Consider the following 23,322-nt stretch of genomic DNA (forward strand, 5'->3'; position numbering starts at 1 on the left):
GCCTTCATGCTGCCGGCGCACTGAATCCCCGCTTTCACCGGGATGACGATCTGTCCTATGGAACGCGCGCGCTTCACAGGCCGGCCACCAGCATGCCGCCATGTTCCGACGCCGGCCGCTGCGCCAGCGAGGCGCGTGCGCGGACCACGCCGGCATCGCGCGAGGCTGCGCCGGCGGGAAAACGCCCGTCGGTCACGCGGAAGGCCGCGGCAAACGCCGCGCAGGCCCTGTCGCGGAAAGCCTCCCGCTGCTGCCGCTTCTCGCGGCGGCTGCGAGGCCCATCGACGCACGCTACCCGCACCAGCGACAGCGGCACTTCGTAACACCCCGACTCGACCGGCAGGCCGCCCTGTCGCTGCCAGAACGCATCGCCATCGATCCCGTGCCCCGTAGCGGCCACGCGCGCCGATGACGCGACCGCACGGATGCGCTTCAAGCCATGCACCGCCGCCAGCTCCTGCACCAGCGACACCAGCAGATCGGTCGGATGCAGGCCGTGGCTGGCCTGGACGAATTCGCGCACCGCCTCGGCCGGGGTATGCGGCCCCGCATCGCTGATCGCGCCAATGATGACGCTGTCGCAGCGGTCGAAAGTGAGGGTGCACGACGCCAGCACCTGCTTGTCCAGCGTCAGCAGCAACAGGCTCAGCTCGCCCGCCTCGCCGCGCGAGGGTTTGCGCAGGCTCAGGTACACCCCGCAGGCGCCATCCAGCCGCAACGTGGCCAGCCGCACACTGCCACCCGCCACGATGCGCTCGCGCAGCCGCGCCGGAAAACGCCGCATCACGAACGCATAGTGCGAACGCACGATGCGCCGCCGCGTCCCGCCATCGAAATGCGTCGAAATATACGGCCGATGCCAACGCTCGTAGAGCCCCGGGTCCGCCCGCGCCGCCCGCCGAAGCGTCTCCCGCGCGTCCAGCGCCCGCAGCCAGCGCGTCTGCCAAACGCACAACCGCACCCAGCCGGCCATCCGCACCACAAACTGCCACCGACTCTCGCCCGCCGTCCGCCGCAGCGACCAGCGCCGGCGCAATGCCTCCAGCCACAACATGCCGGTCGTACTTTGTGCGATGCCCATCGGTTCGTCTCGTCATGCCGAGTTGAACTGTTAGACGTGCGAGCGGGGGGATTTTGAAATGGTGGTCGACTTGCTACAGGCCGCTGTTTGTGGCCCACCCAACCGGTACCGTCTGGTCTGGACGCCTGTCCATAAGGCTCCTTGTTACGGCGCAGGAAAAGGATTTACTTCTTCGATCTCGATCCGTTTTACATCGACGTAGGGCGCCAATTGTTCAAAGGGCAAGACGTGTTTAGCGTGTACGTTTTCGTAGACGGTCAGAGTCGGTGAGCCGGAGGCATGACGGACGAGATGCCCGACGCCACTGAACCACATATTGTCATCAGCGCGTAACCTTGCGTTCCTGCCATGAAAGAAGGTACTGCGACGTCCGCTAACAACCGAGACGTTGGCTGTCAGCTCGCCATACATCCCGGTAGTGAAGTCGTGCTCTTCCGAGCCGAAAATCTGCCACGGATCACGCGCGTTATAGACGATAAGCAATCCGGGCATGTTCGCCTGATGTGCCCACTTGATCTGGTCGCGCGCGCTCTTGATAGCTGCGCGTACGTGCTGCCCCAGCGTCCGACTGCTGACACCGCCCGGATTGAACCCCACTAATTCATCGAGCTGTTTGATCTCGACAGCAATGGATATCTCACCCACAGTTAGGAGGTAGTCCGGTCTCGACGTCGTGTCGGTGTCGATGGGCTCCCACCGAAGTCCGTGATGGGTGCAGAACGCTTCAAACAGAAGTTCAGATTCAGTCTTCGGATTCATGCGCAGTCGACTCCGCCCAGGCTAGTTAGGTGCGGATGTGCTAGAAACAGCGGGTGCAGTTATTTTCTTACTATCTCTTGCCTCCACTATACGGAATGTCCGCTTCTGGCCGACAACAGACACTGGCCCCAGTAGAAATATCCATCCAACGCCAGAAGCCACAAGCTCTCGCGACCGCGCAGCAGTTGCGCACCGAGTGCGCGCCAGGATGGCGCGCCGCTCTACCCGGGGTCCCTTGCGGCGGTGAGTCGGGGACGACAAGCCGCGAAGCGGGAGTCGACACGGCGACGGCATGGACGCCGGAGTTGAGGCAACGCAGGAGCGGTTGCCCGTTGTCGGCTCCTTTTCGCCAGGGCAGGATGCCCTGTCGAAAAGCCAGCGCCGGCTCACCGACTTGCCGCCCATGGATGGGCGGCGAGCGCCAAGCGGGGTGGCCTTCTCTGTTGGTTATCTCTTGCCACGCAAGAGATAAGTAACTCGGCAGCCGCAGGCAGACGAAAGCGCTTGCTCTGAAGGCTCTGTGCGGCGGGCATCGGAGCAAGAGCGTCGCGACTGAAGTCGCTCCTACAGTTGAATTCGGAAGATCAACACCGCCATGGCGCCTGGCATTTGAACGACGTATGGTCGCCGTCTCCCACCCATCGGCTCAGCCATGGCAACGCCAAAGCCCTTCCCCCACGCAGGTTTCCTGCACGACCTGGAGCACACTGGTGCGGCCATTCAGCGGGTCACGGCCACGTCGCTGTCGCCATCGCTGGCGTGCATCCTTCTCACCGCGGACGGTGGCCCATCCACACCTGTCGTCACTGACTTGATTGAGTTGCTGAAAGCGCGCAAGGCGGTGCTGCAGGCGTCGCTGGATGGCGAGCTGGTGGCCGATGCGTTGCGGCGCTATCAGAAATTCGCCAAGCCCGGCCGGCCATCCGCGCACATCGTGCGGTTGCGGCAGCAGCAGGCGGCGGCGCGGCAGGCGGGTAGTCAGGCGCGGCAGGCTTTCATCAAGGCGGCGGCTTTTGTACGGACGGCGGGTGTCGAGGTGCCGCCGCGGGTGGCGCTGGAGCGGTTTGTCATCGACTGGCTGGACGCCAATGTGCCGAAGGGGCCGTTGCCTCGCGATGAGGTAACGGCCCCTTCGGGCTGAGGCGATACCGGCGCGGGTAGCGCCGGTATCGGTGCGGCATGCTCAGCGCAGGATCGCGCTGGCGTCCTGCTTTTCCTTCAACGCGCTGCACAGCTGGATCTTTTCGCTGGTTTGGGCCAGGCCGCGGTCGACGCCGGCGGCGTCTTTCAGGCGCGGCTGGAAGAAGGCCTGCAGCCGATCGACCTCGGCCTTGCTGCAGCCGTCCTTGGCGGCCAGCGACGGCAGGCGGCCGCCGGCGAAGCTGCCGGTGCGCTCCAGGATCGCCGTGTAGTTGGCGGTGAACCACTGCCACAGGGCGTCACGCTGGGCCTGGGTGTCGCGACCTTCCCTCAGCAGGCGGGCCATTTCGCCCACCTTGACCGGCTTGGTCAGCGAGAAGTTGCGCACCTGCTCCAGCGCGGCCGGGTCCTGCGCCATGGCCATGGCGTCGAGCATGCCGTTGCGCAGGGCCGGGTCGCTGGTTTTCGGCAGTTGCGCCATCAAGGCGTCGACCGCGCGCTTGCCGTGGGTCTGCACCGCCACTGCCAGCGCGTCGCCCAGCAGGTCGGGGTCGGCGGCGGCCAGGTTCAGGTTGCCATCGGCGGCGGGCTTGAGTGCGGCATCGCCCTGCTTGAGTAGTGCGGCACGCACTTCGGGCAGCTTGAAGTCGAGCGCCAGGCTGCCGGCGAGGGTGCTGCGCAAGAGCGAGTCGCTTTCCGATTCGCCGGCCTTGCGCTGGTAGCCCAACTGCTGCAGGCGCGGCAGGTAGGCGGCCTTGATCCAGTCGGTGATATGCGCGCGCTGGGCATCGGTGCTGGCCAGGTTCTGGTAGATCCACTGGATCTGGTCCAGCGGCGCGGTGGCGACTTCGCGGGTCTTGGAGGTGGTCAGCGGCTGCAGTGCGGTGAGCACGTCGCCGGCGTCCAGCTCGCCGTGCTGGAAGCTGGCATTGACCGCGTCGGCGTAGGCCAGTTGCTCGGCGTCGCTGAGCTTGCCGACCTGCCCCACCAGGCGGCCCAGCGCGGGTTTGTCGAGGCTGAAGCGGTAGTAGCCGCTGGCGTTGGCGTTGGGCATCACCCAGGTCGGCTTGCTGGCGCCGGCCAGCGTCATCGTGCCGCGGGTCTTGTCGAGCATGTCGCAGGCGACCTTGCTGCCGTCAGCCGTGCCATAACGCACGCACACGGGCACGCCCCAGATGCGCTGCGCGTCGCCGGTGCTGCCCACCGGCAGGTAGCGGCTCTGGCTGAGGTGCAGCACGGTCTTGCCGTCCTTCTGCTCCAGCTGGGTGGCGATGTACGGCACGCCGGTCTGGTTGAGGAAGCTGTTGAAGGCCTGCTTGAACGCATCGCCCTTGCCCGCCGCGGTGGCGATGGCCGACACCAGATCGTCGGCCACGGCGTTGCCGAACTTGTGCTTCTGCACGTAGGCGCGCATGCCCTTCTGGAAGGTCTTCTCGCCCACGTAGTTCTCGAACATGCCGATGACGCTGGCGCCCTTTTCGTAGGTAATGCCGTCGAACGCGGTCTCGATGTCGCCGTTGCCGGTGATCGGCTGGCGGATCTTGCGCGCGCTGACCAGGCTGTCGTTGGCCATCGCCATCTGCGCGCCATCCACGCGATCGAGATCGGCGCGGTATTCGGGGTGCACCTGCATGGTCACTTTCTGCTGCATCCAGGTGGCGAACGCCTCGTTGAGCCAGATGTCGTTCCACCATTGCAGCGTGACGGTGTCGCCGCTCCACATGTGGGCCAGCTCATGCGCGTTGACGTTGAACGAGCTGCGCACGTTTTTCGCGGGGGAATCCTTGTCCAGCAGCAGCAGCCAGTCGCGGAAGGTGACCAGGCCGGGGTTTTCCATGGCGCCGGCGGAGAAATCCGGCGCGGCCAGCAGGTCGAGCTTGTCGAACGGGTAGCCGAAGCCGTAGTAGTTCTCCAGCGCGTGGATGATGCTGGGGGTTTCGCTCAGCACGTGCTTCATGCGGTGCGCCTCGCCCGCGGCGGCGATGCCGCGCAGCTGCAGCGGCTTGGCGCGGTAGGCGTCGGGCGCGATGTCGGGGCCGGCGGCGATGTCCCACGGGCCCACGGCAAACGCCACCAGGTAGGTGGGCAGCGGCACGGTCTGCGCGAAGGTGACGGTTTTCCAGCCGTCGCCGGCGGGGGTTTCCTTCACCTGCTTCGTGTTCGCCACGGCGGTCTGCGACTCGGGCACGGTGAGGCTGATGTCGAACGGTGTCTTGAAGCCGGGCTGGTCGAAACCGGGGAAGGCGAAGCGCGCGCTGATCGGCTCCATCTGCGTGACGGTGTACGGCTTGCCCTTGGCGGCGACCTTGTACAAGCCCTGCAGCTGCGCATTGAGCGGCGCGGTGTACTCGAACTTCAGCGTTATCTCCTGCGGCTGCAGGGTGCGGCCGAAATCGACCCGCACCACGCCGGCCCTGGGCTCCACGCTGACGTATTTGCCCGGCTGCGACTTGCCGTTGGCATCGGTGACGGTCACCTTCGACACGTTCAGCTCGCTGCCGTCCAGCCAGACGTGGTCGGACGCCTTGGTCAGTTTCACCTTGATGGTGGTGGTGCCGGAGAAATCCTTCTGCGCCGGGTCCACCTTGAACGCCAGCCGGTAGGACTGCGGCACGGCCCAATCGGGCAACTGGCCTTTCGGGGCCTGGTCGGCAGGGGCGGCCAGCGCGGCGCCGCAACAGGCCGCCAGCGCGGCCAATACCATGGGACGAACGAGACGGGACATCGGAAACTTCCTGGCAAAAGGATCACGCTAGGGCGGCCACCACCGCCGGCCCAGTGCCATAGGGCACGTTGCTTCCGCGGGATGGCCGGGTTCGGCGTGCGCCTGGGCACACTTTCGCCATTTCGCCACGATGGGCGTGGAAAACGCGTCGCTGGCATTGTTCGAGCCCATGGACCACGCCACAATCATAGGCATCGACTATCAGCCCAAGGGCCGCCGATGAACCTGCGTGACCTGCATTACCTGCTGGCGTTGGCCGAGCACCGGCATTTCGGCCGCGCCGCGGAAGCCAGCTTCGTCAGCCAGCCCACCCTGTCCACCCAGATCAAGAAGCTGGAGGAGGAACTGGGCGTGGCCCTGGTCGAGCGCACGCCGCGCAAGATCCTGCTGACCGAGACCGGCCGCGAGATCGCCCGCCGCGCCCGCGCCGTGCTGGCCGAGGTGGAGGAGATCAAGGCGATCGCCCAGCGCACCCGCGACCCGGAAGCGGGCACGCTGCGGCTGGGCATCTTTCCCACGTTGGGACCATATCTGCTGCCGCACGTGATCCCGCTGCTGCGCGAACGCTTTCCGCGGCTGGAGCTGCTGCTGACCGAGGAGAAGACCGAGCAGGTGCTCCACATGCTGCGCGAGGGCGCGCTGGATGCGGGCATCCTGGCGCTGCCGGTGCACGAGGACAGCCTGCACAGCGAGTTCCTGTTCGAGGAGCCGTTCGTGCTGGCGGTGCCGGATCACCACCCGCTGGCCGGGCACAGGAACCGGCTCAAGCTCAACGACCTGGCCAACGAGAAACTGCTGCTGCTGGAAGACGGCCATTGCCTGCGCGACCAGGCGCTAGAGGTGTGCCAGCTGGCCGGCGCGGGCGAGAAGACCGGCTTTCGCGCCACCAGCCTGGAAACCCTGCGGCAGATGGTGGCGGCGAATGTCGGCATCACCCTGCTGCCCACGCTGGCCACCAAGCCGCCGATGGCGCGCACCGACAACGTGCACCTGATCGAATTCGCCGGGCATCCGCCCAGCCGGCGCATCGCCATGGTGTGGCGCAAGAGCTCGTCGATGGCGGCTTTCCTGAAGCGGCTGGCCGGCGTGTTCCGCGATTTGCCGCCGTCCCTGTTCAAGCCCGACGTGGACGCGCCGGCGCGCGTGCAGGCGGACTGATCCATGCGCCTGCTGCCGGTGGTGGCGGTGCTGCTGATCGGCGCAGGCGCCCTGCACCATTGGCGCCACCGCGACGTGATCCAGTCGCCGGGCGTGCTGGCGCCCGATGCACCACAGCAGGTGAACCTGGACGACGGCGCCACCTTGCGCCGCGACGACATCAGCCTGACCACCCGCGCGCATATCGAGCTTACCGCCCGCGTGCTGTCGCGCGAGGACTACGCGTGGGACGCCGAAGCCGTCCTGTCACCCACCGACCTGGCGCTGGGCTGGGGCCGCATGTCCGACAGCGCGGTGCTGGCGGGGATCGACATCAGCCAGTCCGGCCGCTTCTACTACTGGCGCACGAAGGCCTGGCCGATCCCGCGCCGGGAGATCGAGCAGTCCAGCGCCAACATGCACATCATCCCCGCCGACGCCGGCGTGCGCGGCGCGCTGAAGCGCGTGCGCAAGGGCCAGTTGGTGCATATCGAAGGCTTTCTGGTGGACGCCCGCCGCGCAGGCGGCTGGCACTGGAACACCTCGCTGACCCGCGGCGACACCGGCGCGGGCGCCTGCGAGCTGGTCTACGTGGAGAGTCTGGAGATCGTCGACTGAGGGAAGCCCTGATTTTGCTCGTCATCCCAGAGGAGCTCACTGCTGTCCGGAATATTTCCGGTTACCGGATAGGCCCCTCCCCCTGCTTGCAGGGGGAGGTTGGGAGGGGGTGACGCTTTGACCTTCAAGTCAAAAGCACCCCACCCCAGCCCTCCCCTGCAAGCAGGGGAGGGAGACTTGCGGCGCCCCCTTCGGCACCAGCAAGCGGCTTTCGCCACATTTCCTCAGTCATGACGAGCAAGAAGCCGATTGATCAGGCTGCTCGCGAATCGTCCCGCAAGTGACGGGTTCGCGCGAGCGCGTCTGGCATGCACCGGACGCGCGATAGAAGAAAACCACAGAAAGTGGTTTTCTTCACAAGCTCTGAGGCCGCGCTGGCCGCGACGCCTCAATAACGCAGCAGGCTGTGCAGCGGCTCGCGGCTCTGCCAGCGCAGGCGCCCCTGCAACGCGGTCAGTTCCACCACCACGCAGGCGCCCACCGGCACCGCATCGAAACGCTGCACCAGCGCCCACGCCGCGGCCAGGGTGCCGCCCGTGGCCAGCACGTCGTCCACCAGCAGCACGCGCTCGCCCGGTTGCAGGGCATCGTCGCGAATCTCCAGCTGGTCGCGGCCGTATTCCAGTTGGTAGTCGATCGACAACACCGGCGGCGGCAGCTTGCCGGGCTTGCGCAACGGCACGAAGCCGGCGCCCAACTTCTGCGCCAGCGCGGCGCCGAAAATGAAACCGCGCGCCTCGATCCCGCACACCGCCTGCACGCCCTGCGCCAGCCAGGGCTCGGCCAGCGCGTCGATGCAGTGGGCAAAGCCGCGCGCGTCGGCAAGCAACGGGGTGACGTCGCGAAAGGTGACGCCGGGCTGCGGGAAATCCGCCACGTCGCGGATCAGAGCGGCCAGCTGCGAAGTCACCGCGGAGGCGCGCGTCATATTGCGCAGGCGCCCAGCGGATCGTCGCGCCGGGCGTCCTCGTCGATGGCCAGGCGCGCGTCGCTGAGCCGGGCCTCCACCTCGCGCACGATGGCGCTGGCTTCGGGCAGGCTCGATTCGGGCACCATCACCGCCATGAAATCCATCGCCGGCAGCTGGCCCACGCCGCCGGTGAGGTATTCGCCGGCAATGAACGCGGGAATGCCCTGGGCCTCCAGCGCATCCTTCACCAGGTGCGCGTCGATGAGGTTTTCGGCCCGGTAGACGGTGTGCATGACGCCACGCTAACCCCCGCGCGCGCCGCGGGCAAGCGCGCTGGGTGCGCCGCGGGCGACAGGGTAAACTTGCGTGTTCCCGACCACGTACGCGAGCTTGCCGATGTCGACCGAAAATCCCGCCGCTCCGGCGGCCACCGCGCCGCACCAGGATTTCATCCGGCAGATCGTGCGCGACGACCTGGCCTCGGGCAAGCACGTCGCCATCCACACCCGTTTCCCGCCCGAGCCGAACGGCTACCTGCATATCGGCCACGCCAAGGCGATCTGCCTCAGCTTCGGCATCGCGCGGGAGTTCGACGGCTGGTGCAACCTGCGCCTGGACGACACCAACCCCGGCAAGGAAGACCCCGAGTTTGTCGAGGGCATCAAGGAGGACGTACGCTGGCTGGGCTTCGAATGGCACGCGCTGCGCCACGCCTCGGATTATTTCGAGGTGTTCTACCGCGCCGCCTGCAAGCTGATCGAGGACGGCGTGGCCTACGTGGACGACCTCAGCGCCGAGGAGATGCGCGAGTACCGCGGCACCCTCACCGCCCCCGGCCGCAACTCGCCGTACCGCGACCGCAGCGTCGAGGAAAACCTGGACCTGTTCCGCCGCATGCGCGCGGGCGAATTCGCCGACGGCAGCAAGACCCTGCGCGCGAAGATCGACATGGCCGCCGGCAACATCAACCTGCGCGACCCTGCGCTGTATCGCATCCGCAAGATCCCCCACCAGAACACCGGCGATGCCTGGCCGATCTACCCGATGTATGACATCGCGCACGCGCTGTCCGACGCGATGGAGGGCATCACCCATTCGCTGTGCACGCTGGAATTCGAGGATCACCGGCCGCTGTACGACTGGTGCGTGGACAAGGTCGACCTGCCGAACCATCCGGAACTGTGGGAGTCGGTGGTCGCCGCCGGCCTGCACGCGCAGCCGGCCAAGCCGCGACAGATCGAGTTCTCCCGGCTCAACCTCAGCTACTGCATCACCAGCAAGCGCAAGCTGGCGCAGTTGGTGGCCGATGGCTACGTGGACGGCTGGGACGACCCGCGCATGAACACGCTGCGCGGCCTGCGCCGACGCGGCTTTACCCCGGCCGGGCTGCGCCTGCTGATCGACCGCGTGGGCGTGTCCAAGCAGAACAGCGTGATCGACTACGCCGTGCTGGAAGGCTGCATCCGCGAGGATCTGGACGCCACCGCGGCGCGCCGCATGGCCGTGCTGGAGCCGCTGAAGCTGGTGCTGACCAACCTGCCCGAAGGCCACGAGGAAACGCTGAGCTTTCCCAACCACCCCAAGGACGACAGCTTCGGCACGCGCCAGGTGCCGTTCTCGCGCGAGCTGTGGATCGAGCGCGAGGATTTCGCCGAAGTGCCGCCGAAGGGCTTCCACCGGCTGAAGCCCGAGGGCGAGGTGCGCCTGCGCGGCGTGGGCATCGTGAAGTGCGAGCAGGTGATCAAGGATGCCGACGGCAACGTGGTCGAACTGCACGGCACGCTGGACCCGGACACCCGCTCGGGCCTGCCCGGCGCCGACCGCAAGGTGAAAGGCACCATCCACTGGGTCAGCGCGAAACACGCGGTGGCGGCCGAGGTGCGCGTCTACGACCGCCTGTTCAGCGTGCCCGCACCGGACAGCGAGGAGGACGGCAAGAGCTGGCTCGACCACGTCAACCCCGAGGCCAAGCGCGTGCTGCGCGGCTGGCTGGAGCCGGCGGCAGCGGACGTGCCGCCCGAGCAGCGCTTCCAGTTCGAGCGGCTGGGCTATTTCGTGGCCGACCGCGTCGACCACCGCGCCGACGCGCCGGTCTTCAACCGCACCGTCACCCTGCGCGACACCTGGGCCCGGCAGGCCGGGAACTGACGGAGCGACCGCATGCTGCCGCTGCAGATCCATCTCACGCTGCCGCCGTGGATCGGCGACGTCGCCGACGTCAACCGGCGCTACGCCACCGACGAGGAACGCATGGGCGTGGCGGTGGCGCTGGCACGCGAAAACGTGGACCGCGGCGGCGGCGGGCCGTTTGGCGCGGCGGTGTTCAACAACCACAGCGGGCGGCTGGTGGCGGTGGGCGTGAACCGCGTGGTGCCGCAGCACTGCTCGCTGGCGCACGCGGAAACCATGGCGCTGATGATCGCCCAGCAGCGGCTGGGCCGGCATCGCATCAACGAGGATGGCGGCCACTACGTGCTGGCCACCAGCGCGCAGCCGTGCTGCCAGTGCTACGGCGCCACCGTGTGGGCCGGCATCGACACCTTGCTGATCGGCGCGCGCACCGAGGATGTGGAAAGCCTCACCGACTTCGACGAAGGCCCGCTACCGGCCGACTGGGTCGGCGAACTCGAGCGTCGCGGCATCGCGGTGCGGCGCGACATCCTGCGCGACGCGGCGCGCGACGTGCTGGCCGATTACGGCCGCAACGGCCCCTCGTATTGAGCCGCTGGCGTGCCGCGCTGCCGCTGATCCTGCTGGTGCTGGCCGGCATCGTGCTGTTTGCGTCCGGCTCGCTGGACCGGTTGAGCCCACAGCACCTGGTGACGCACCAGGCCGAACTGCAGGCGCAGATCGCCGACCATCCCTGGTTGAGCCGGCTGGCCTACATCGGCCTGCTGACGCTCACCATGGCCACCGGCATCCCCGGCACCATCGTGGTGATCCTGGCTGGCGGCTTCGCCTTTGGCGTGGTCGACGCCACGCTGTGTTCGTCGGTGGGGCTGACGCTGGGCTCGCTGATCCTGTACCTGGCCAGCCGCTTCGCGTTCGGCACCGGCACCCGCCAACCGCCACCCGTCGTGGCGCGGCTGCGGCACGGGTTCGAACGCCACCCGGCCAGCTACACCCTGTTCCTGCGTTTCGTGCCGGTGGTGCCCTTTGGCGCGGTGACCGTGGCGCTGGCCTGGCTGCGCTGTCCGCTGTGGCTGTTCCTGGGCGCCACCTGGCTGGGCGGTACGGTGTCGCTGATCTTCGAGACCTCCATCGGCGCCGGCCTGGGCGACGCCCTGAACCACAGCGACCGCGTCGGCATGGGCCTTTTCATGCACCGCGAGGTGCTGCTGCCGCTGGCGGCGATCGCCTTGCTGGCGTTGTTGCCGCTGGCGCTGGAGCGCGTTACCCGGCGCCGACGCTCGCGCGACCGATCGTCCTGACATCGGCCGCGCGTCTTCACGCGTTCTTCGCCTTTGATATCGCCGTCTGAAGAAAACCGCCCCGCGCTGGCACCGACGCTTCACCCTCGTCTCCCTACGCTTCGCTTTTCAGCTGCGGGAGGTCGCCATGTCGGTGCGGGATTCGCAAGACGGCAAGCATCACGGACGTGGCGACACACCTCGGCGAACGTCGCGCCGCAACTTTCTCCGAAGCGTGCTGACGGCGACACCGGCGCTGGGCCTGCTGGGCTGTACCTCGAACGATGGGTCGGTGCAGGGGCGGGCACCGGTGTTCTTCACGCCGCAGGAAGCCGCCTTCATCGATGCGGCCACGCAGCGGCTGATCCCCGCCGACACCCTGGGCGGCGGCGCCAACGAGGCGGGCATCACCACCTTTCTCGACCTGCAGTTGGCCGGCGCCTATGGCCGCGCGGAGCGCTGGTACATGCAGGGGCCGTGGCCCTCGGGTAGCGACCAGCAGGGCTTCCAGCTGAAGTACACGCCGGCGCAGATCTACCGCGATGCGATCAAGCGCGTGGACGCGCATTGCCGGCAGCAACATGGCAAGCCGTTCGCGCAGCTGGATGGCGCGCGGCAGGATGAGCTGCTGCACGCGCTGGAGCAGGGCAAGCTCGACCTCGGCGACATTCCCGCCAAGACCTTCTTCACCATGCTGTGGCAGAACACCCAGGAGGGTTACCTGGCCGATCCGGCGTATAGCGGCAACCGTGATTTCGCCGGCTGGAAACTCATCGGCTTCCCCGGCCCGCGCTACAACTACGTCGAGGACATCGAGCAATTCGGCAAGCCGTACCAGGCGCCGTTCGTGAGCCTGGTGGGGCGCGATCCTTCCGCCTACCTGCGCGGAGAATCGTGATGGCCCGGCGCGAACGACCGGTCGACGTGGTGCTGGTGGGTTTTGGCTGGACCGCCGCGATCATCGCCCAGGAACTGACCGAGGCCGGCGTGCAGGTGCTGGCGCTGGAACGCGGGGAATTTCGCGACACCGTGCCGGACTTCGCCACCGACACCATCCAGGATGAATTGCGCTACGCCGTGCGCAAGCAGATTTTCGAATCGCCCGAGCGCGAGACGCTCACCTTCCGCAACAGTGCCGACCAGACCGCCCTGCCGATGCGCCATCTCGGCTCGTTCATGCCCGCCGCCGGCGTCGGTGGCGCGGGCGTGCACTGGAACGGCCAGTGCTGGCGCTTCCTGCCGCAGGACTTCGAGATCCGCACGCATACCGAGCAGCGCTACGGCAAGAAATTCATCCCCGAGCAGATGAACCTGCAGGACTGGGGCGTGACCTACGACGAGCTGGAGCCGCATTACGATCGCTTCGAATACCTGTGCGGCGTTTCCGGCACCGCCGGCAACATCGGCGGCGTGAAGCAACCCGGCGGCAATCCGTTCGAGGGCGCGCGCAAGCGCGGCTATCCGCTGCCGCCGCTGAAGCGCAGCGCCTCGACCATGCTGTTCGACAAGGCCGCACGCGAGGTGGGCTTCGATCCGTTCCCCTGCCCCGCGGCCAACGCCTCGAAACCGTACCGCAACCCGCTGGGCGTGCAGATGGGCCAGTGCACGTATTGCGGCTACTGCGAGTGGTTCGGCTGCGGCAACTATTCCAAGGCCAGCCCGCAGACCACGATCCTGCCGGTGCTGCTGAAGAAGGACAACTTCAGCTACCGCACCCGCTGCAACGTCACCCGGGTCAACACCGACAACACCGGCAAACGCGCCACCGGCGTCACCTACGTCGACGTGGACGGCAACGAGATCGAGCAACCCGCCGCCATGGTCGTGCTGTGCGCGTTTGCGCAGCACAACGTGCACCTGCTGCTGTTGTCGAGGATCGGCACGCCGTACGACCCCGCGACCGGGCGCGGTGTGGTCGGTCGCAACTATGCCTACCAGATCACCTCGTCGGTGGACGTGTTCCAGAAGGAGATCCTCAACCCGTTCATGGGCGCCGGCGCGCTGGGCCAGGGCGTGGACAACTTCAACGGCGACAATTTCGACCACGGCCCGCTGGGCTTCATCGGCGGCGGCTACATCGCGCTGTGGAACACCGGCGGCCGGCCCATCCTGCAGCACCACCTGCCCGCGGATGCGCCGACCTGGGGCAGCGGCTGGAAGAAGGCAATGCACGACAACTACCTCACCGCCACCTCCATCGCCACCCACGGCAGCGTGATGAGCTACCGCAGCAACTACCTCGATCTGGACCCCACCTGGCGCGACGACTACGGCAACCCGCTGCTGCGCCTCACCTTCGATTTCCAGCCCAACGAACACGCCATGTCGGATTACCTCACCGACCAGGCCACCAAGATCGCACAGGCCATCCCCGGCGCCACCCATCACGTGAAGAAGCGCGACGGCCACTATTCCATCGTGCCTTACCAGACCACCCACAACACCGGCGGCGCCGCGATGGGCACCGACCCGACCACCAGCGTGGTCAACCGCTACCTGCAATCCTGGGATGTGCCCAACCTGTTCGTGATGGGCGCCAGCGTGTTTCCGCAGAACGCCGGCTACAACCCCACCGGCACCGTGGGCGCGTTGACGTTCTGGGCCGCGGAGGCGATGAAGCGCTACCTGAAAAACCCCGGCCCGCTGGTGACGGCATGAACGCGCGCCCCGGCCTCGCCATCACGCTGGCGCTCGGTGTCGGCCTTTGCGCGGCCGGCGCCGTGGCCGCCAACGCGGGCATGAGCGATCGCACCAGTCCGGGGCCGCATGCCTCGGTGCAACACGGGCGCTATCTCGTGCGCGCCGGCGACTGCATGGCCTGCCACACGGCCAGCAACGGCGCGCCCTACGCCGGTGGCCGCGCCGTGCCCACGCCGTTCGGCACCATCTATTCGACCAACATCACGCCCGACCCGGACACCGGCATCGGCCGCTGGGACGGCGATGATTTCTACCGTGCCATGCACGAGGGCATCGCGCGCGACGGGCATCGGCTGTACCCCGCGTTTCCCTACCCCTGGTTCACCAAACTCAGCCGCGACGACGTGCGCGACATCAAGGCGTATCTCGACACGCGCACGCCGGTGCGCCAGCGCGACATCGCGCCGAAACTGCCCTGGCCGCTCAGCGTGCGCAGCGCGATGGCGGTGTGGGATGCGATGTACTTCGATGCCGGCAGCTACCGTGCCAATCCGGAGAAATCGGCGCAATGGAACCGCGGCGCCTACCTGGTGCGCGGCGTGGGCCATTGCAGCGCCTGCCACGGCGACAAGAATTTCGCCGGCGCGGTGGATGCCGATCACCCGCTCGGCGGCGGCTTCGCCGAGCACGTGTTCGCGCCCGCGCTCACCGGCGGCCAGCGCGACGGCCTGGGCCAGTGGAGCGAGCAGGACATCGTCGACTACCTGGGCACCGGCCGCAACGCCATCACCACCGCCGCCGGGCCGATGGCCGAAGTGGTCAGCCAGTCCACCCGCTACCTCAGCAAGCCCGACCTGCGCGCCATTGCCGTGTACCTGAAAAGCCTGCCGGCGCCGCCACAGGACGACGTCGCCACCGCAGACGCCGCAGTGATGCGCCACGGCGCGGCGCTGTACCTGGACAACTGCGAAGGCTGCCACCGGCGTGGCGGCACCGGCGAGGCCGGCGCGTTCCCTCGATTGCGCGACAGTTCCGCGATACAGGCCGAACACCCGGACACCCTGATCGCCACGATCCTGCGCGGCGACGCCGTGCCGGCCACCGACGCCGATCCCACCGGGCTGGCCATGCCCGCGTTCGGCAAACGGCTGGACGACGACGACATTGCAGCGCTCACGACCTATATCCGCCAGGCCTGGGGCAACCACGCCGCGCCGGTGTCGAGCAGCGACGTGAAGGACCTTCGCGAAAAACTTCGCCATCCGGGCTGACCGCCCACTGCCATTCGGCCTAGAACCGATGGCCTGGGCCGCCGCCGGAAGCCGTACTGCCTGCCGCCGCCTTTCGCGCTAGGCTGGCCCGACAAGACCACCGACGCGTCGGACCGTGGGCAACGGCGGCATCGGCGCGCCCTGGCATACCAGGAGACCTGCGGGCGGTGACGGATATGGGGAGCGGCAACTTCGCGGTGCGACTGTGGCGACGCACGTCGCTGATGCAGAGGCTGGGTTTTGTCGCGCTGGTGCCCACCCTGGTCACCGCCGTGCTGCTGGTCACCACGCTGACGCGCCACCAGCTCGCCACGCTGCGTGTGATGGCACAGGACACCGCCAACGCCATCGCGATCCAGGCGGCGGCCGTCTCCGCCGAACCGCTGCGCCAATCGCAGCGCCGCGAACTGGCGCGCATTGCGCAGGCGACCGGGGAGCTGCCGCATGTGGCGTGGGTGCAGATCCGTTCGGTCGACGGGGAGATCCTGGCCGACCACCACGACGCGCAGCCAGACGACACCGCCCGTGGCCTCACCGTGATCCGCGAGGTGACCGACCCGCGCCGGCCGCTCGGCCCGTCGCTCGGCTCGGTGATGGTGCGGGTCAGCCTGGCCGACGCGATCGCCGCGCAGCGGTCGAGCCTGCACAACGCGCTGATCACGCTGGCGATCAGCCTGCTGGTGGCCGGCATCATCGGCTGGCAGGTCGCGCGCTGGCTGAGCGCGCCGCTGCGCCGGCTGGTCACCGCCGTGCAGCAGCTCGGCCATGGCGACGCACCGGTGGTGGTGGAGATCACCGACCGCACCGAGATCGGCCAATTGCAGCGTGGCTTCAACGCCGCCTCGGCGGCGCTGTTCGACATGCATCGCGACATGGAGCGCGAGATCGACCAGGCCACCCGCGCGTTGGCGGACAAGAACGCCGCGCTGGAGGCGGCCAGCATCGCCAAGGCACGCTTCCTGGCCGCGGCCTCGCACGACCTGCGCCAGCCGCTGTACGCGCTGACGCTGTTTTCCTCCGCACTGGCCGTGGACGAGGACGACGTCGTCCGGCTGGACCGCATCGCGCATATCCAGGAGTGCGTGCAGGCGCTCGACCACCTGTTCAGCGAACTGCTCGACCTGTCGCGGCTGGAGACCGGCACGATGGATGTGGAGATGAGCGAGTTTCCGCTGGACCAGGTGTTCGACGAGGTCAGCCGCAATTTCCGCATGATCGCCGAGCAGCACGACCTGCGGCTGGTGATACGCACCACCGACGTATGGGTGCGCAGCGACCGCACCATGCTGGGCCGCATCCTCAACAATCTGGTCAGCAATGCGCTGCGCTACACACCCGAGGGCGGCGTGCTGGTGGCCGCGCGCCGGCGACCGGGCAAACAGGTGCGGGTGGATGTGTGGGACACCGGCATCGGCATCGCGGCGGAGCACCAGGCGCGCGTGTTCGACGAGTTCTACCGGGTGGAAAATCATTGCGAGGCGCCGCCGGGCGATGGCCCCCGACGCGGGCTGGGGCTTGGCCTCTCCACCGTGCAGCGGCTGGCGGAACTGATCGGCAGCGACGTGCAGCTGCACTCGCGCCCCCACCGCGGCAGCGTCTTCAGCTTTGTGCTGCCGGAAGTCGCGCCACAACCGCACGCCGACCTGCTGGTGGACATGCCGCTGGATGTCTCGGGCATGCGCGTGCTGGTGGTGGACGACGAGCCGGCGATCCTGTCGGGCATCCGCTACCTGCTGCGCAGCTGGGGCTGCGAGGTGGTCACCGCGGAAGACGGCGCGCAGGCGCTGGAGGCGGTGGAAAACTGGCGAACCGCGCCGGACCTGGTGATTTCCGACCTGCACCTGCGCGAAGGCGAGAGCGGCCTGGAAGTGCTGGCCCTGCTGGATGCCTACTACAAGCGCGAGGGGAGCCGACCGTTCGCGCGCCTGCTTATCACCGGCGAAACACGCCGCGACCGGCTGCAACCGATCTTGACGGCAAACATTCCCCTGCTCTACAAGCCGGTATCGCCCGCGCAACTGCGCGAAAGCCTGATGGCCGTCTGGGCGTCCATACGCGAGGGGACATGATGCTCGACTCCATGCCGCCACCACGGTGGCCACCACGACCTGCCGCTGTCCGCACGCGGCCATCGCCCCCACTTCCGGAACAGATGACATGCGCATAGTGATTGCCGACGACCACCAGCTGATCGCCGAAGGGGCCAGGCTCAAGCTGGCCGAACTCGGGCCCGGCACCGAGTTCACGATAGCGCTGGATATCGAGGAGCTGCGCCAGGCGCTGCGCCAGGAATCGCCGCCCGCACTGGCCCTGATCGACCTGACCATGCCCGGCGTGCACGGGCGCGAACATCTTTCCGAAGTGATTACCGCCTGGCCCGGCGTACCGGTGATCGTGCTGTCCGGCGCCGAGAGCCCGGCACTGATCCGCGAGTTGCTGGCCATGGGCGTGCAGGGTTTTATCCCCAAGGCGTATTCCGCCGACGTCATGCTGTCGGCGGTGCGGCTGGTGCTGTCCGGCGGCGTCTACGTGCCGCCGATGATGCTGCAGGCCGACGAGCCGCTGGTGCTCCCGCCGCCATCGGCGACGGCCGAAGGCGCCGCCGCACGACTGGAAGAGCGTCTGCACCAGTTGCTGACCGAACGCCAGCTCGACGTGCTGCGGCTGCTGTCCAAGGGCAAGCCGAACAAGGTCATCGCCAGCGAACTGGGCATCAGCGAAGGCACCGTGAAAATCCACCTCGCCGCGATCTTCCGCGCCCTCAACGTGCGCAACCGGGTGGAGGCGGTGGTCGCCTCGCGCCGCATCGGCGAGGTTTGACCGCGCCGTCGGCGGCTTTCCCGCAAGCACCGCCCCCTCTCCTCTTTCCTTTCCCCAAGGGGGAGAGGAGGTCAAGGTGTCTTCGGACTTCTCCGTTTATCGTCGATGCCAAACAGGCCACCCGCCAAGCCGCAAATCCGGAGGAAGCCGTAATCCCCTCTCCCCTGCGGGGAGAGGGCAGGGAGAGGGGGACACGCCGCGGGAAAGTTCCAACGAAGTCCAACGACACCAAATCGCACGCCCCACCGCTTGAATTTCCGCCCCGCCAGCCCGCAGACTCGTCGGCGGGGGGACAGGGATGGCAGGGGACGAAAGGTGCAGGACATACACCACAAGACATCGATCCCGGCGGCTCACCGCAGGTCATCAGCCCGCCGATCCGGGCTTGCGAAGGCGCTGCTCCTGCTGGCGCTGGCCGGGGCCGGGCCGGCGATGGGCGACGCCGCAACCCCCGCGCCCACGCCGGCGCCGCTCACCTTCGGCATTTTGCCCATCGGCGGCCCCGCCGAATCGCTGACCGCGTGGCGCCCGATGCTGGACGACATGAGCCACGCCCTGCATCAACCCGTCCGCAGCATTTCCGTCAGCACCTACGAGGGCCTGGCGCAGGCCTTGAACGAGGAGCGGGTGGACATCGCCTTCGTCTCCGGCCGCCTCGCCCTGCAGGCCGTCACGCTCGATCGCATGCAGGTCATTGCCCAGCTGACCCGCGGCGACGGTTCGCACGGATACCACGCCGTCCTGCTGGTGCGCCGCGACTCGCCGCTGCACAGCGTGGCCGACCTGCTGCGCCAGCCCGGGCACTGGCGCTACGCGCGCGGCGAAGCGCTTTCGGTATCCGGCTACCTGGTTCCCGAGACCCAGATATTCGCCAGCCGCAACCTGGATTCGGACACGTTCTTCGCCTCCGTCACGATCGACAACCACCAGAACAACGCATTGGCCGTGGCCAATGGCGAAGTCGACGTGGCCACCAACAATACCGCCGACATGGAGCGCTTCGCCGAGCACTTCCCCGACCAGTTCGCGCGCCTGCGCGTGCTGTGGACGTCCAGCCTGATCCCGCACGCGGTGATCGTGGTGCGCCGCGATCTCGACCCCGCCGTGCGCCAGGCTGTGGTCGGTTTCGTCACCCGCTACGCCCGCACCGGCCCCCATGTCGCCGCCGAGCTCGAAAAGCTCAAGCGGATCCACGACATCAGCGGTTTCGCCGCCGCCGGCAACAGCGCGCTGGTGCCCTTTGCCGACATCGACTACCAGCTGGACCGCCGTCGCGCGCTCAGCGCCCAGTGGGTGAGCCCCGCGGCCCTGCAGGCGCGGCTGCAGAAGATCGCGAACGACCACCGGCAGCTCCTGCAGCAACTGCGTGCGGGCAAGCCCTAGGAGCGTGGGTGGTGGAAACCAAGGGAGCGAGGCAAAACAGTTTTGCGTCAGGTTTTTCGATCGTCTGAGGAAGATAGCCGTAGCCATCTGACGAGAAGGAGCGGAAAACCTGGCCAAAAGCGCGAAGCCGCAGCCCCTTGCGTTTCCGCCGCCCACGCTCCTGGGGCGGCATGGCGAGGGCAACACCCAAGCCACAAAAAAACCCGCTCGACTCGCATCGGCGGGTGGCATTGGTGGGTCGTCCGGGACTCGAACCCGGGACCAATAGATTAAAAGTCTACTGCTCTACCAACTGAGCTAACGACCCGTGCTGCGCAATCACGGCAAAACTCAAGCGGACAATTTTACGGGCTGGGCGCGGGTGGCACAAGCAAGCGCCGTTCAGGCGTAGCGCGTGGGATCGGGCAGGCCCGCTTCGCGGAAACCTTGTGCGCGCAGCCGGCAGGCATCGCAGTGGCCGCAGGCGCGACCGTCGTCGTCGGCCTGGTAGCAGCTGACGGTGGCGGAAAAATCGACGCCAAGGCGCTGGCCTTCGCGCGCGATGTCGGCCTTGCTCATTGCCATCAACGGCGCGTGGATACGCAGCCCCGCGCCCTCCACGCCGGCCTTGGTGGCGACATTGGCCAGCGCTTCGAACGCCGCGATGAAGGCGGGCCGGCAGTCCGGATAGCCCGAGTAGTCGACCGCGTTCACGCCGCACCAGATGTCGCGGGCACCCAGCACCTCGGCCCAGCCCAGCGCGATCGACAGCATGATGGTGTTGCGGGCCGGCACGTAGGTCACCGGGATGGCGTCGCCGCCGTCGGCGTCCAGCGGCACGTCGATATCGGCGGTGAGCGCCGAGCCGCCGATGCGGCGAAGATCGACCGCGACCGTCTTGTGCTCGGCCGCGCCAAGCATACGCGCGACGCGCTCGGAGGCCGCCAGCTCCGAGTTGTGCCGCTGGCCATAGGCCACGCTCAGCGCGTGCACCTGGTAGCCCTGCTCGCGAGCGATGGCGATGGTGACCGCCGAATCCATGCCGCCGGAAACGAGCACGACGGCCTTGGGGGGAGTGTTTGCAGACATGATGGTTCCTCGCGACGGCCGGTCACCGGCCGGAAAGCACTCGCGGCTTGCAGGCCACGGCGCGTGAAGCAGGAGCGGTCAGAGCGGCGCTGGAAGTGACAGATGGGCGCCCGGTTGTTCCGCTTTTTGCGCATGTCGCCGCGTGTCATGCGGCGGAGCCCGCGCCAGGTTTGCGCGCCGTGCGCCTTCTCTCGCTCCTCACTCCTCTCCACTCACTCCCTGATTCAATGTCCTGGCGTGTCGTTCCAGAGCAGCTTGTGCAGCTGCAGCTGGAAGCGTACCGGCAACCTGTCCTCGATGATCCAGTCGGCGAGCTGGCGCGGCGATATCGCCCCGTGCACGGGCGAGAAGAGCACCATGCAACGGGCCGCCAACGCGTGTTCGACCAGCATGCGGCACGCCCAGTCGTAATCGTCGCGGCTGGCGATGACGATCTTGATCTGGTCGCGCGCATGCAGGAAAGCCAGGTTCGACCACAGGTTGCGCGCGCTTTCGCCCGAACCCGGGGCTTTCAGGTCCATCACCTTGCGCACGCGTGGATCGACCGCGGAAACATCGAGTGCACCAGACGTTTCCAGCGACACCTCGTAGCCGGCGTCGCACAGCTTCCGCAGCAGGATCAGGCAGCGCTTCTGCGCCAGCGGTTCGCCGCCGGTGACGCAGACGTGGGCTGCATCGTGCCGCGCCACTTCGGCCAGGATCGCATCAATGTCATGCCATTGCCCGCCGTGGAACGAATACTCGGTGTCGCACCACACACAGCGCAGCGGACAACCGGTGAGGCGCACGAACACGGTGCGCCAGCCGATGGCATCGGCTTCGCCCTGCAGCGAATGGAAGATTTCGGTGATGCGCAACCGCTCGGCGCCAACCGCCCCTGTCGTGGCGGTTTCCACGCGCGCATCTGTGCCGGTCACCACGGACGACCTCAGTTGGCCGACTGGATGCGTTGCAGCCGTTCTTTGGCGAGGTTTGCCGCATTCGTGCCCGGATACTTCGTACCCACCTCGGTCAGCGTGGCCCGGGCCGCGTCGATCTGCTTGAGCTCGTACTGGCTGTAGCCCACCTTGAGCAGCGCGTCGGGCGCCTTCTCGCTCTGCGGGAACTGCTTCAGCAACTGCTGGAAAGCTTCCAGCGCCACCGGGTAATTCATGGTGACGTAGTACGACTCACCCAGCCAGTAGTAGGCGTTGGGGGTGAGCGACTCGTTCGGATACTGCTGCACGAAGGAGCGGAAATCGCGCGAAGCGGCGGCGTAATCGCCTGCCCGCAACGCCTTGAATGCGACGTCGTAGGCCGCCTGGACCGTGGCCGGGTCGGCGTTGCCGCCCTGCGCCTGGGCCGGGTTGCCTGCCGCTGCGGAAGATGCCGCTGGCGCTGCACCCGTGGCAGGGGCAGCTGTCGGCGCGGCGCCAGCCGGGGCACCACCGGCGTTGCCGCCTTCCAGTCGCCCGATGCGCGAATCCAGATCGACGTACTGGGCCTTGTTCTTGTCTTCCAGCTGCTGCAGCTGATGCTGCAGTTCCTCGATGCGGCCCTGCTGCTGGCGCACCTGCTCCTGCAGTTGCTGCATCTGGTTGACCATGCCTACGCCACCCTGGTCCTTCTGCGCCTGCTGCTCGAGGCGGGAGACGCGGTCGGCGAGGCTCAGGCGCGAATCCTGCGAAAAAGCGGGAAACGCAAACAGCATGGCGGATGCAATCGCACCCGCCATGCCGAACCTGGCTGTGAAACGGTTAGCCAGTTGCTTCATGCTTACTGCGCCGTATAGACGATCTCGGCGCGACGGTTCTTGCTCCAGCAATCCTCGTTGTGCTCGCGGCAAACGGGCTTTTCCTTGCCGTAGCTGATGACTTCAAGCTGGCTGGCCGAGCCACCGTTGGCCTGCAGCGCGCTGGAAACCGCATTGGCACGACGCTCGCCAAGGCCGAGGTTGTATTCGCGGGTGCCGCGCTCGTCGGTGTTGCCTTCGATGCGGATATGCGCGCTCGGACGATCCTGCAGGTACTTGGCGTGGCACGCCATGATCTGCTGGAACTCCGGCTTGATCTCGGTCTTGTCGAAATCGAAGTACACGACGCGCTGACGCAGGCAGGCATCGGTATCGAGGTCGGCGGGGGTGTACTTGCCATCGGACTCAGGGGCCTGGGTCTGGGCAACGGGTTCCGGTGCGGGGGCCTGCGGTTTGACTTCCTGCTTCTTGCTGCAAGCGGCCGCGCCGACACAGAGCAGGGCGACCAAAGCGACGCGAACGGTCTTATTCATGGTGACGTTCCTTCAAACGGGTTAGGTTCCAAACATTACGACGATGATTACGACTACGGTAACGGGACAGCGATCGCCGGTGAGCCCGGCTGTTA

At 67.4% G+C, this 23,322-nt stretch carries 21 protein-coding genes and 1 tRNA gene; 12 read left to right on the forward strand and 10 right to left on the reverse strand.

Annotated features, from left to right (window positions below; all coding sequences use genetic code 11):
* Window positions 1–73: 73 nt before the first annotated feature.
* Window positions 74–1,081, reverse strand: coding sequence for a DUF535 family protein (locus ABD017_RS09325; RefSeq protein ID WP_343882479.1), 1,008 nt, complete (start codon window positions 1,079–1,081; stop codon window positions 74–76).
* A 144-nt stretch (window positions 1,082–1,225) separates the two neighbouring features.
* A complete protein-coding gene (locus ABD017_RS09330; RefSeq protein ID WP_343882481.1) occupies window positions 1,226–1,840 on the reverse strand; it encodes a hypothetical protein in 615 nt (204 codons plus the stop codon).
* Window positions 1,841–2,492: 652 nt separating this feature from the next.
* Here ABD017_RS09330 and ABD017_RS09335 point away from each other — a divergent pair.
* The gene (locus ABD017_RS09335) at window positions 2,493–2,981 is read left to right on the forward strand and encodes a hypothetical protein (RefSeq protein WP_343882483.1); all 489 of its coding nucleotides are present in this window, start codon (window positions 2,493–2,495) and stop codon (window positions 2,979–2,981) included.
* A 42-nt stretch (window positions 2,982–3,023) separates the two neighbouring features.
* On the opposite strand, the gene ABD017_RS09340 is transcribed toward ABD017_RS09335, so the two are convergent.
* Window positions 3,024–5,705 (reverse strand): M1 family metallopeptidase, encoded by a 2,682-nt coding sequence (locus ABD017_RS09340; protein ID WP_343882484.1) that lies wholly within the window; start codon window positions 5,703–5,705, stop codon window positions 3,024–3,026.
* 219 nt (window positions 5,706–5,924) lie between these two features.
* Between ABD017_RS09340 and oxyR the strand changes: the two genes are divergently transcribed.
* Both oxyR and ABD017_RS09350 read left to right on the forward strand, forming a co-directional pair.
* Window positions 5,925–6,863: a DNA-binding transcriptional regulator OxyR gene (gene oxyR / locus ABD017_RS09345; RefSeq protein WP_343882485.1), complete on the forward strand. Its 939-nt coding sequence runs from the start codon at window positions 5,925–5,927 to the stop codon at window positions 6,861–6,863.
* A gap of 3 nt (window positions 6,864–6,866) precedes the next feature.
* Complete coding sequence (locus ABD017_RS09350) at window positions 6,867–7,460, forward strand: hypothetical protein (RefSeq protein WP_343882486.1); 594 nt, start codon at window positions 6,867–6,869, stop codon at window positions 7,458–7,460.
* 388 nt (window positions 7,461–7,848) lie between these two features.
* Here ABD017_RS09350 and ABD017_RS09355 read toward each other — a convergent pair whose 3' ends face one another.
* Both ABD017_RS09355 and ABD017_RS09360 read right to left on the reverse strand, forming a co-directional pair.
* On the reverse strand, window positions 7,849–8,388 hold the full coding sequence (locus ABD017_RS09355; protein ID WP_343882487.1) for an adenine phosphoribosyltransferase: 540 nt from the start codon (window positions 8,386–8,388) through the stop codon (window positions 7,849–7,851).
* Window positions 8,385–8,663, reverse strand: a complete 279-nt coding sequence (locus ABD017_RS09360) for a putative signal transducing protein (RefSeq protein WP_343882488.1) — start codon at window positions 8,661–8,663, stop codon at window positions 8,385–8,387. The genes ABD017_RS09355 and ABD017_RS09360 overlap by 4 nt, the downstream gene beginning before the upstream one ends.
* 103 nt (window positions 8,664–8,766) lie before the next feature.
* Between ABD017_RS09360 and ABD017_RS09365 the strand changes: the two genes are divergently transcribed.
* The 9 genes from ABD017_RS09365 (at window position 8,767) to phnD (ending at window position 19,894) form a co-directional block, all read left to right on the forward strand.
* A complete protein-coding gene (locus tag ABD017_RS09365; protein ID WP_343882489.1) occupies window positions 8,767–10,518 on the forward strand; it encodes a glutamine--tRNA ligase/YqeY domain fusion protein in 1,752 nt (583 codons plus the stop codon).
* 12 nt (window positions 10,519–10,530) lie between these two features.
* Window positions 10,531–11,091 carry a nucleoside deaminase gene (locus ABD017_RS09370; RefSeq protein WP_343882490.1) on the forward strand — a complete coding sequence of 187 codons (561 nt, stop codon included), beginning with the start codon at window positions 10,531–10,533 and terminating at the stop codon, window positions 11,089–11,091.
* Complete coding sequence (locus ABD017_RS09375; protein WP_343882491.1) at window positions 11,088–11,801, forward strand: TVP38/TMEM64 family protein; 714 nt, start codon at window positions 11,088–11,090, stop codon at window positions 11,799–11,801. The genes ABD017_RS09370 and ABD017_RS09375 overlap by 4 nt, the downstream gene beginning before the upstream one ends.
* Before the next feature lie 127 nt (window positions 11,802–11,928).
* A complete protein-coding gene (locus tag ABD017_RS09380) occupies window positions 11,929–12,678 on the forward strand; it encodes a gluconate 2-dehydrogenase subunit 3 family protein (protein WP_343882492.1) in 750 nt (249 codons plus the stop codon).
* Window positions 12,678–14,438: a GMC family oxidoreductase gene (locus tag ABD017_RS09385; protein WP_343882493.1), complete on the forward strand. Its 1,761-nt coding sequence runs from the start codon at window positions 12,678–12,680 to the stop codon at window positions 14,436–14,438. The genes ABD017_RS09380 and ABD017_RS09385 overlap by 1 nt, the downstream gene beginning before the upstream one ends.
* Window positions 14,435–15,691, forward strand: a complete 1,257-nt coding sequence (locus ABD017_RS09390) for a c-type cytochrome (protein WP_343882494.1) — start codon at window positions 14,435–14,437, stop codon at window positions 15,689–15,691. Before ABD017_RS09385 ends, ABD017_RS09390 begins: the two co-directional genes overlap by 4 nt.
* Window positions 15,692–15,867: 176 nt before the next feature.
* On the forward strand, window positions 15,868–17,760 hold the full coding sequence (locus tag ABD017_RS09395; RefSeq protein WP_343883077.1) for an ATP-binding response regulator: 1,893 nt from the start codon (window positions 15,868–15,870) through the stop codon (window positions 17,758–17,760).
* A gap of 88 nt (window positions 17,761–17,848) precedes the next feature.
* On the forward strand, window positions 17,849–18,511 hold the full coding sequence (locus tag ABD017_RS09400; protein WP_343882495.1) for a LuxR C-terminal-related transcriptional regulator: 663 nt from the start codon (window positions 17,849–17,851) through the stop codon (window positions 18,509–18,511).
* A 315-nt stretch (window positions 18,512–18,826) separates the two neighbouring features.
* Window positions 18,827–19,894: a phosphate/phosphite/phosphonate ABC transporter substrate-binding protein gene (phnD, locus tag ABD017_RS09405; RefSeq protein ID WP_343882496.1), complete on the forward strand. Its 1,068-nt coding sequence runs from the start codon at window positions 18,827–18,829 to the stop codon at window positions 19,892–19,894.
* A 231-nt stretch (window positions 19,895–20,125) separates the two neighbouring features.
* Here phnD and ABD017_RS09410 read toward each other — a convergent pair.
* From ABD017_RS09410 to pal, 5 genes are all read right to left on the reverse strand, one after another.
* Window positions 20,126–20,201, reverse strand: a tRNA-Lys gene (locus ABD017_RS09410).
* A 74-nt stretch (window positions 20,202–20,275) separates the two neighbouring features.
* Entirely contained in the window at window positions 20,276–20,962 is a 687-nt protein-coding gene (gene queC, locus ABD017_RS09415) for a 7-cyano-7-deazaguanine synthase QueC (RefSeq protein ID WP_343882497.1), read from the reverse strand.
* Window positions 20,963–21,186: 224 nt separating this feature from the next.
* Window positions 21,187–21,879: a 7-carboxy-7-deazaguanine synthase QueE gene (gene queE / locus ABD017_RS09420; protein ID WP_343882498.1), complete on the reverse strand. Its 693-nt coding sequence runs from the start codon at window positions 21,877–21,879 to the stop codon at window positions 21,187–21,189.
* A gap of 11 nt (window positions 21,880–21,890) precedes the next feature.
* A complete protein-coding gene (gene ybgF / locus ABD017_RS09425; protein WP_343882499.1) occupies window positions 21,891–22,715 on the reverse strand; it encodes a tol-pal system protein YbgF in 825 nt (274 codons plus the stop codon).
* Window positions 22,716–22,717: 2 nt separating this feature from the next.
* Complete coding sequence (gene pal, locus ABD017_RS09430; RefSeq protein WP_343882500.1) at window positions 22,718–23,227, reverse strand: peptidoglycan-associated lipoprotein Pal; 510 nt, start codon at window positions 23,225–23,227, stop codon at window positions 22,718–22,720.
* Window positions 23,228–23,322: the final 95 nt, after the last annotated feature.

It is taken from the genome of Rhodanobacter caeni (assembly GCF_039523575.1).
Lineage (GTDB): Bacteria > Pseudomonadota > Gammaproteobacteria > Xanthomonadales > Rhodanobacteraceae > Rhodanobacter > Rhodanobacter caeni.

What these genes read in the sequence shown, in the direction of transcription:
- ABD017_RS09325 (WP_343882479.1), bottom strand. Translation starts at nt 1,081, where the DNA reads ATGGGCATCGCACAAAGTACGACCGGCATGTTGTGGCTGGAGGCATTG.
- ABD017_RS09330 (WP_343882481.1), bottom strand. Translation starts at nt 1,840, where the DNA reads ATGAATCCGAAGACTGAATCTGAACTTCTGTTTGAAGCGTTCTGCACC.
- ABD017_RS09335 (WP_343882483.1), top strand. Translation starts at nt 2,493, where the DNA reads ATGGCAACGCCAAAGCCCTTCCCCCACGCAGGTTTCCTGCACGACCTG.
- ABD017_RS09340 (WP_343882484.1), bottom strand. Translation starts at nt 5,705, where the DNA reads ATGTCCCGTCTCGTTCGTCCCATGGTATTGGCCGCGCTGGCGGCCTGT.
- oxyR (WP_343882485.1), top strand. Translation starts at nt 5,925, where the DNA reads ATGAACCTGCGTGACCTGCATTACCTGCTGGCGTTGGCCGAGCACCGG.
- ABD017_RS09350 (WP_343882486.1), top strand. Translation starts at nt 6,867, where the DNA reads ATGCGCCTGCTGCCGGTGGTGGCGGTGCTGCTGATCGGCGCAGGCGCC.
- ABD017_RS09355 (WP_343882487.1), bottom strand. Translation starts at nt 8,388, where the DNA reads ATGACGCGCGCCTCCGCGGTGACTTCGCAGCTGGCCGCTCTGATCCGC.
- ABD017_RS09360 (WP_343882488.1), bottom strand. Translation starts at nt 8,663, where the DNA reads ATGCACACCGTCTACCGGGCCGAAAACCTCATCGACGCGCACCTGGTG.
- ABD017_RS09365 (WP_343882489.1), top strand. Translation starts at nt 8,767, where the DNA reads ATGTCGACCGAAAATCCCGCCGCTCCGGCGGCCACCGCGCCGCACCAG.
- ABD017_RS09370 (WP_343882490.1), top strand. Translation starts at nt 10,531, where the DNA reads ATGCTGCCGCTGCAGATCCATCTCACGCTGCCGCCGTGGATCGGCGAC.
- ABD017_RS09380 (WP_343882492.1), top strand. Translation starts at nt 11,929, where the DNA reads ATGTCGGTGCGGGATTCGCAAGACGGCAAGCATCACGGACGTGGCGAC.
- ABD017_RS09385 (WP_343882493.1), top strand. Translation starts at nt 12,678, where the DNA reads ATGGCCCGGCGCGAACGACCGGTCGACGTGGTGCTGGTGGGTTTTGGC.
- ABD017_RS09390 (WP_343882494.1), top strand. Translation starts at nt 14,435, where the DNA reads ATGAACGCGCGCCCCGGCCTCGCCATCACGCTGGCGCTCGGTGTCGGC.
- ABD017_RS09395 (WP_343883077.1), top strand. Translation starts at nt 15,868, where the DNA reads ATGGGGAGCGGCAACTTCGCGGTGCGACTGTGGCGACGCACGTCGCTG.
- ABD017_RS09400 (WP_343882495.1), top strand. Translation starts at nt 17,849, where the DNA reads ATGCGCATAGTGATTGCCGACGACCACCAGCTGATCGCCGAAGGGGCC.
- queC (WP_343882497.1), bottom strand. Translation starts at nt 20,962, where the DNA reads ATGTCTGCAAACACTCCCCCCAAGGCCGTCGTGCTCGTTTCCGGCGGC.
- ybgF (WP_343882499.1), bottom strand. Translation starts at nt 22,715, where the DNA reads ATGAAGCAACTGGCTAACCGTTTCACAGCCAGGTTCGGCATGGCGGGT.
- pal (WP_343882500.1), bottom strand. Translation starts at nt 23,227, where the DNA reads ATGAATAAGACCGTTCGCGTCGCTTTGGTCGCCCTGCTCTGTGTCGGC.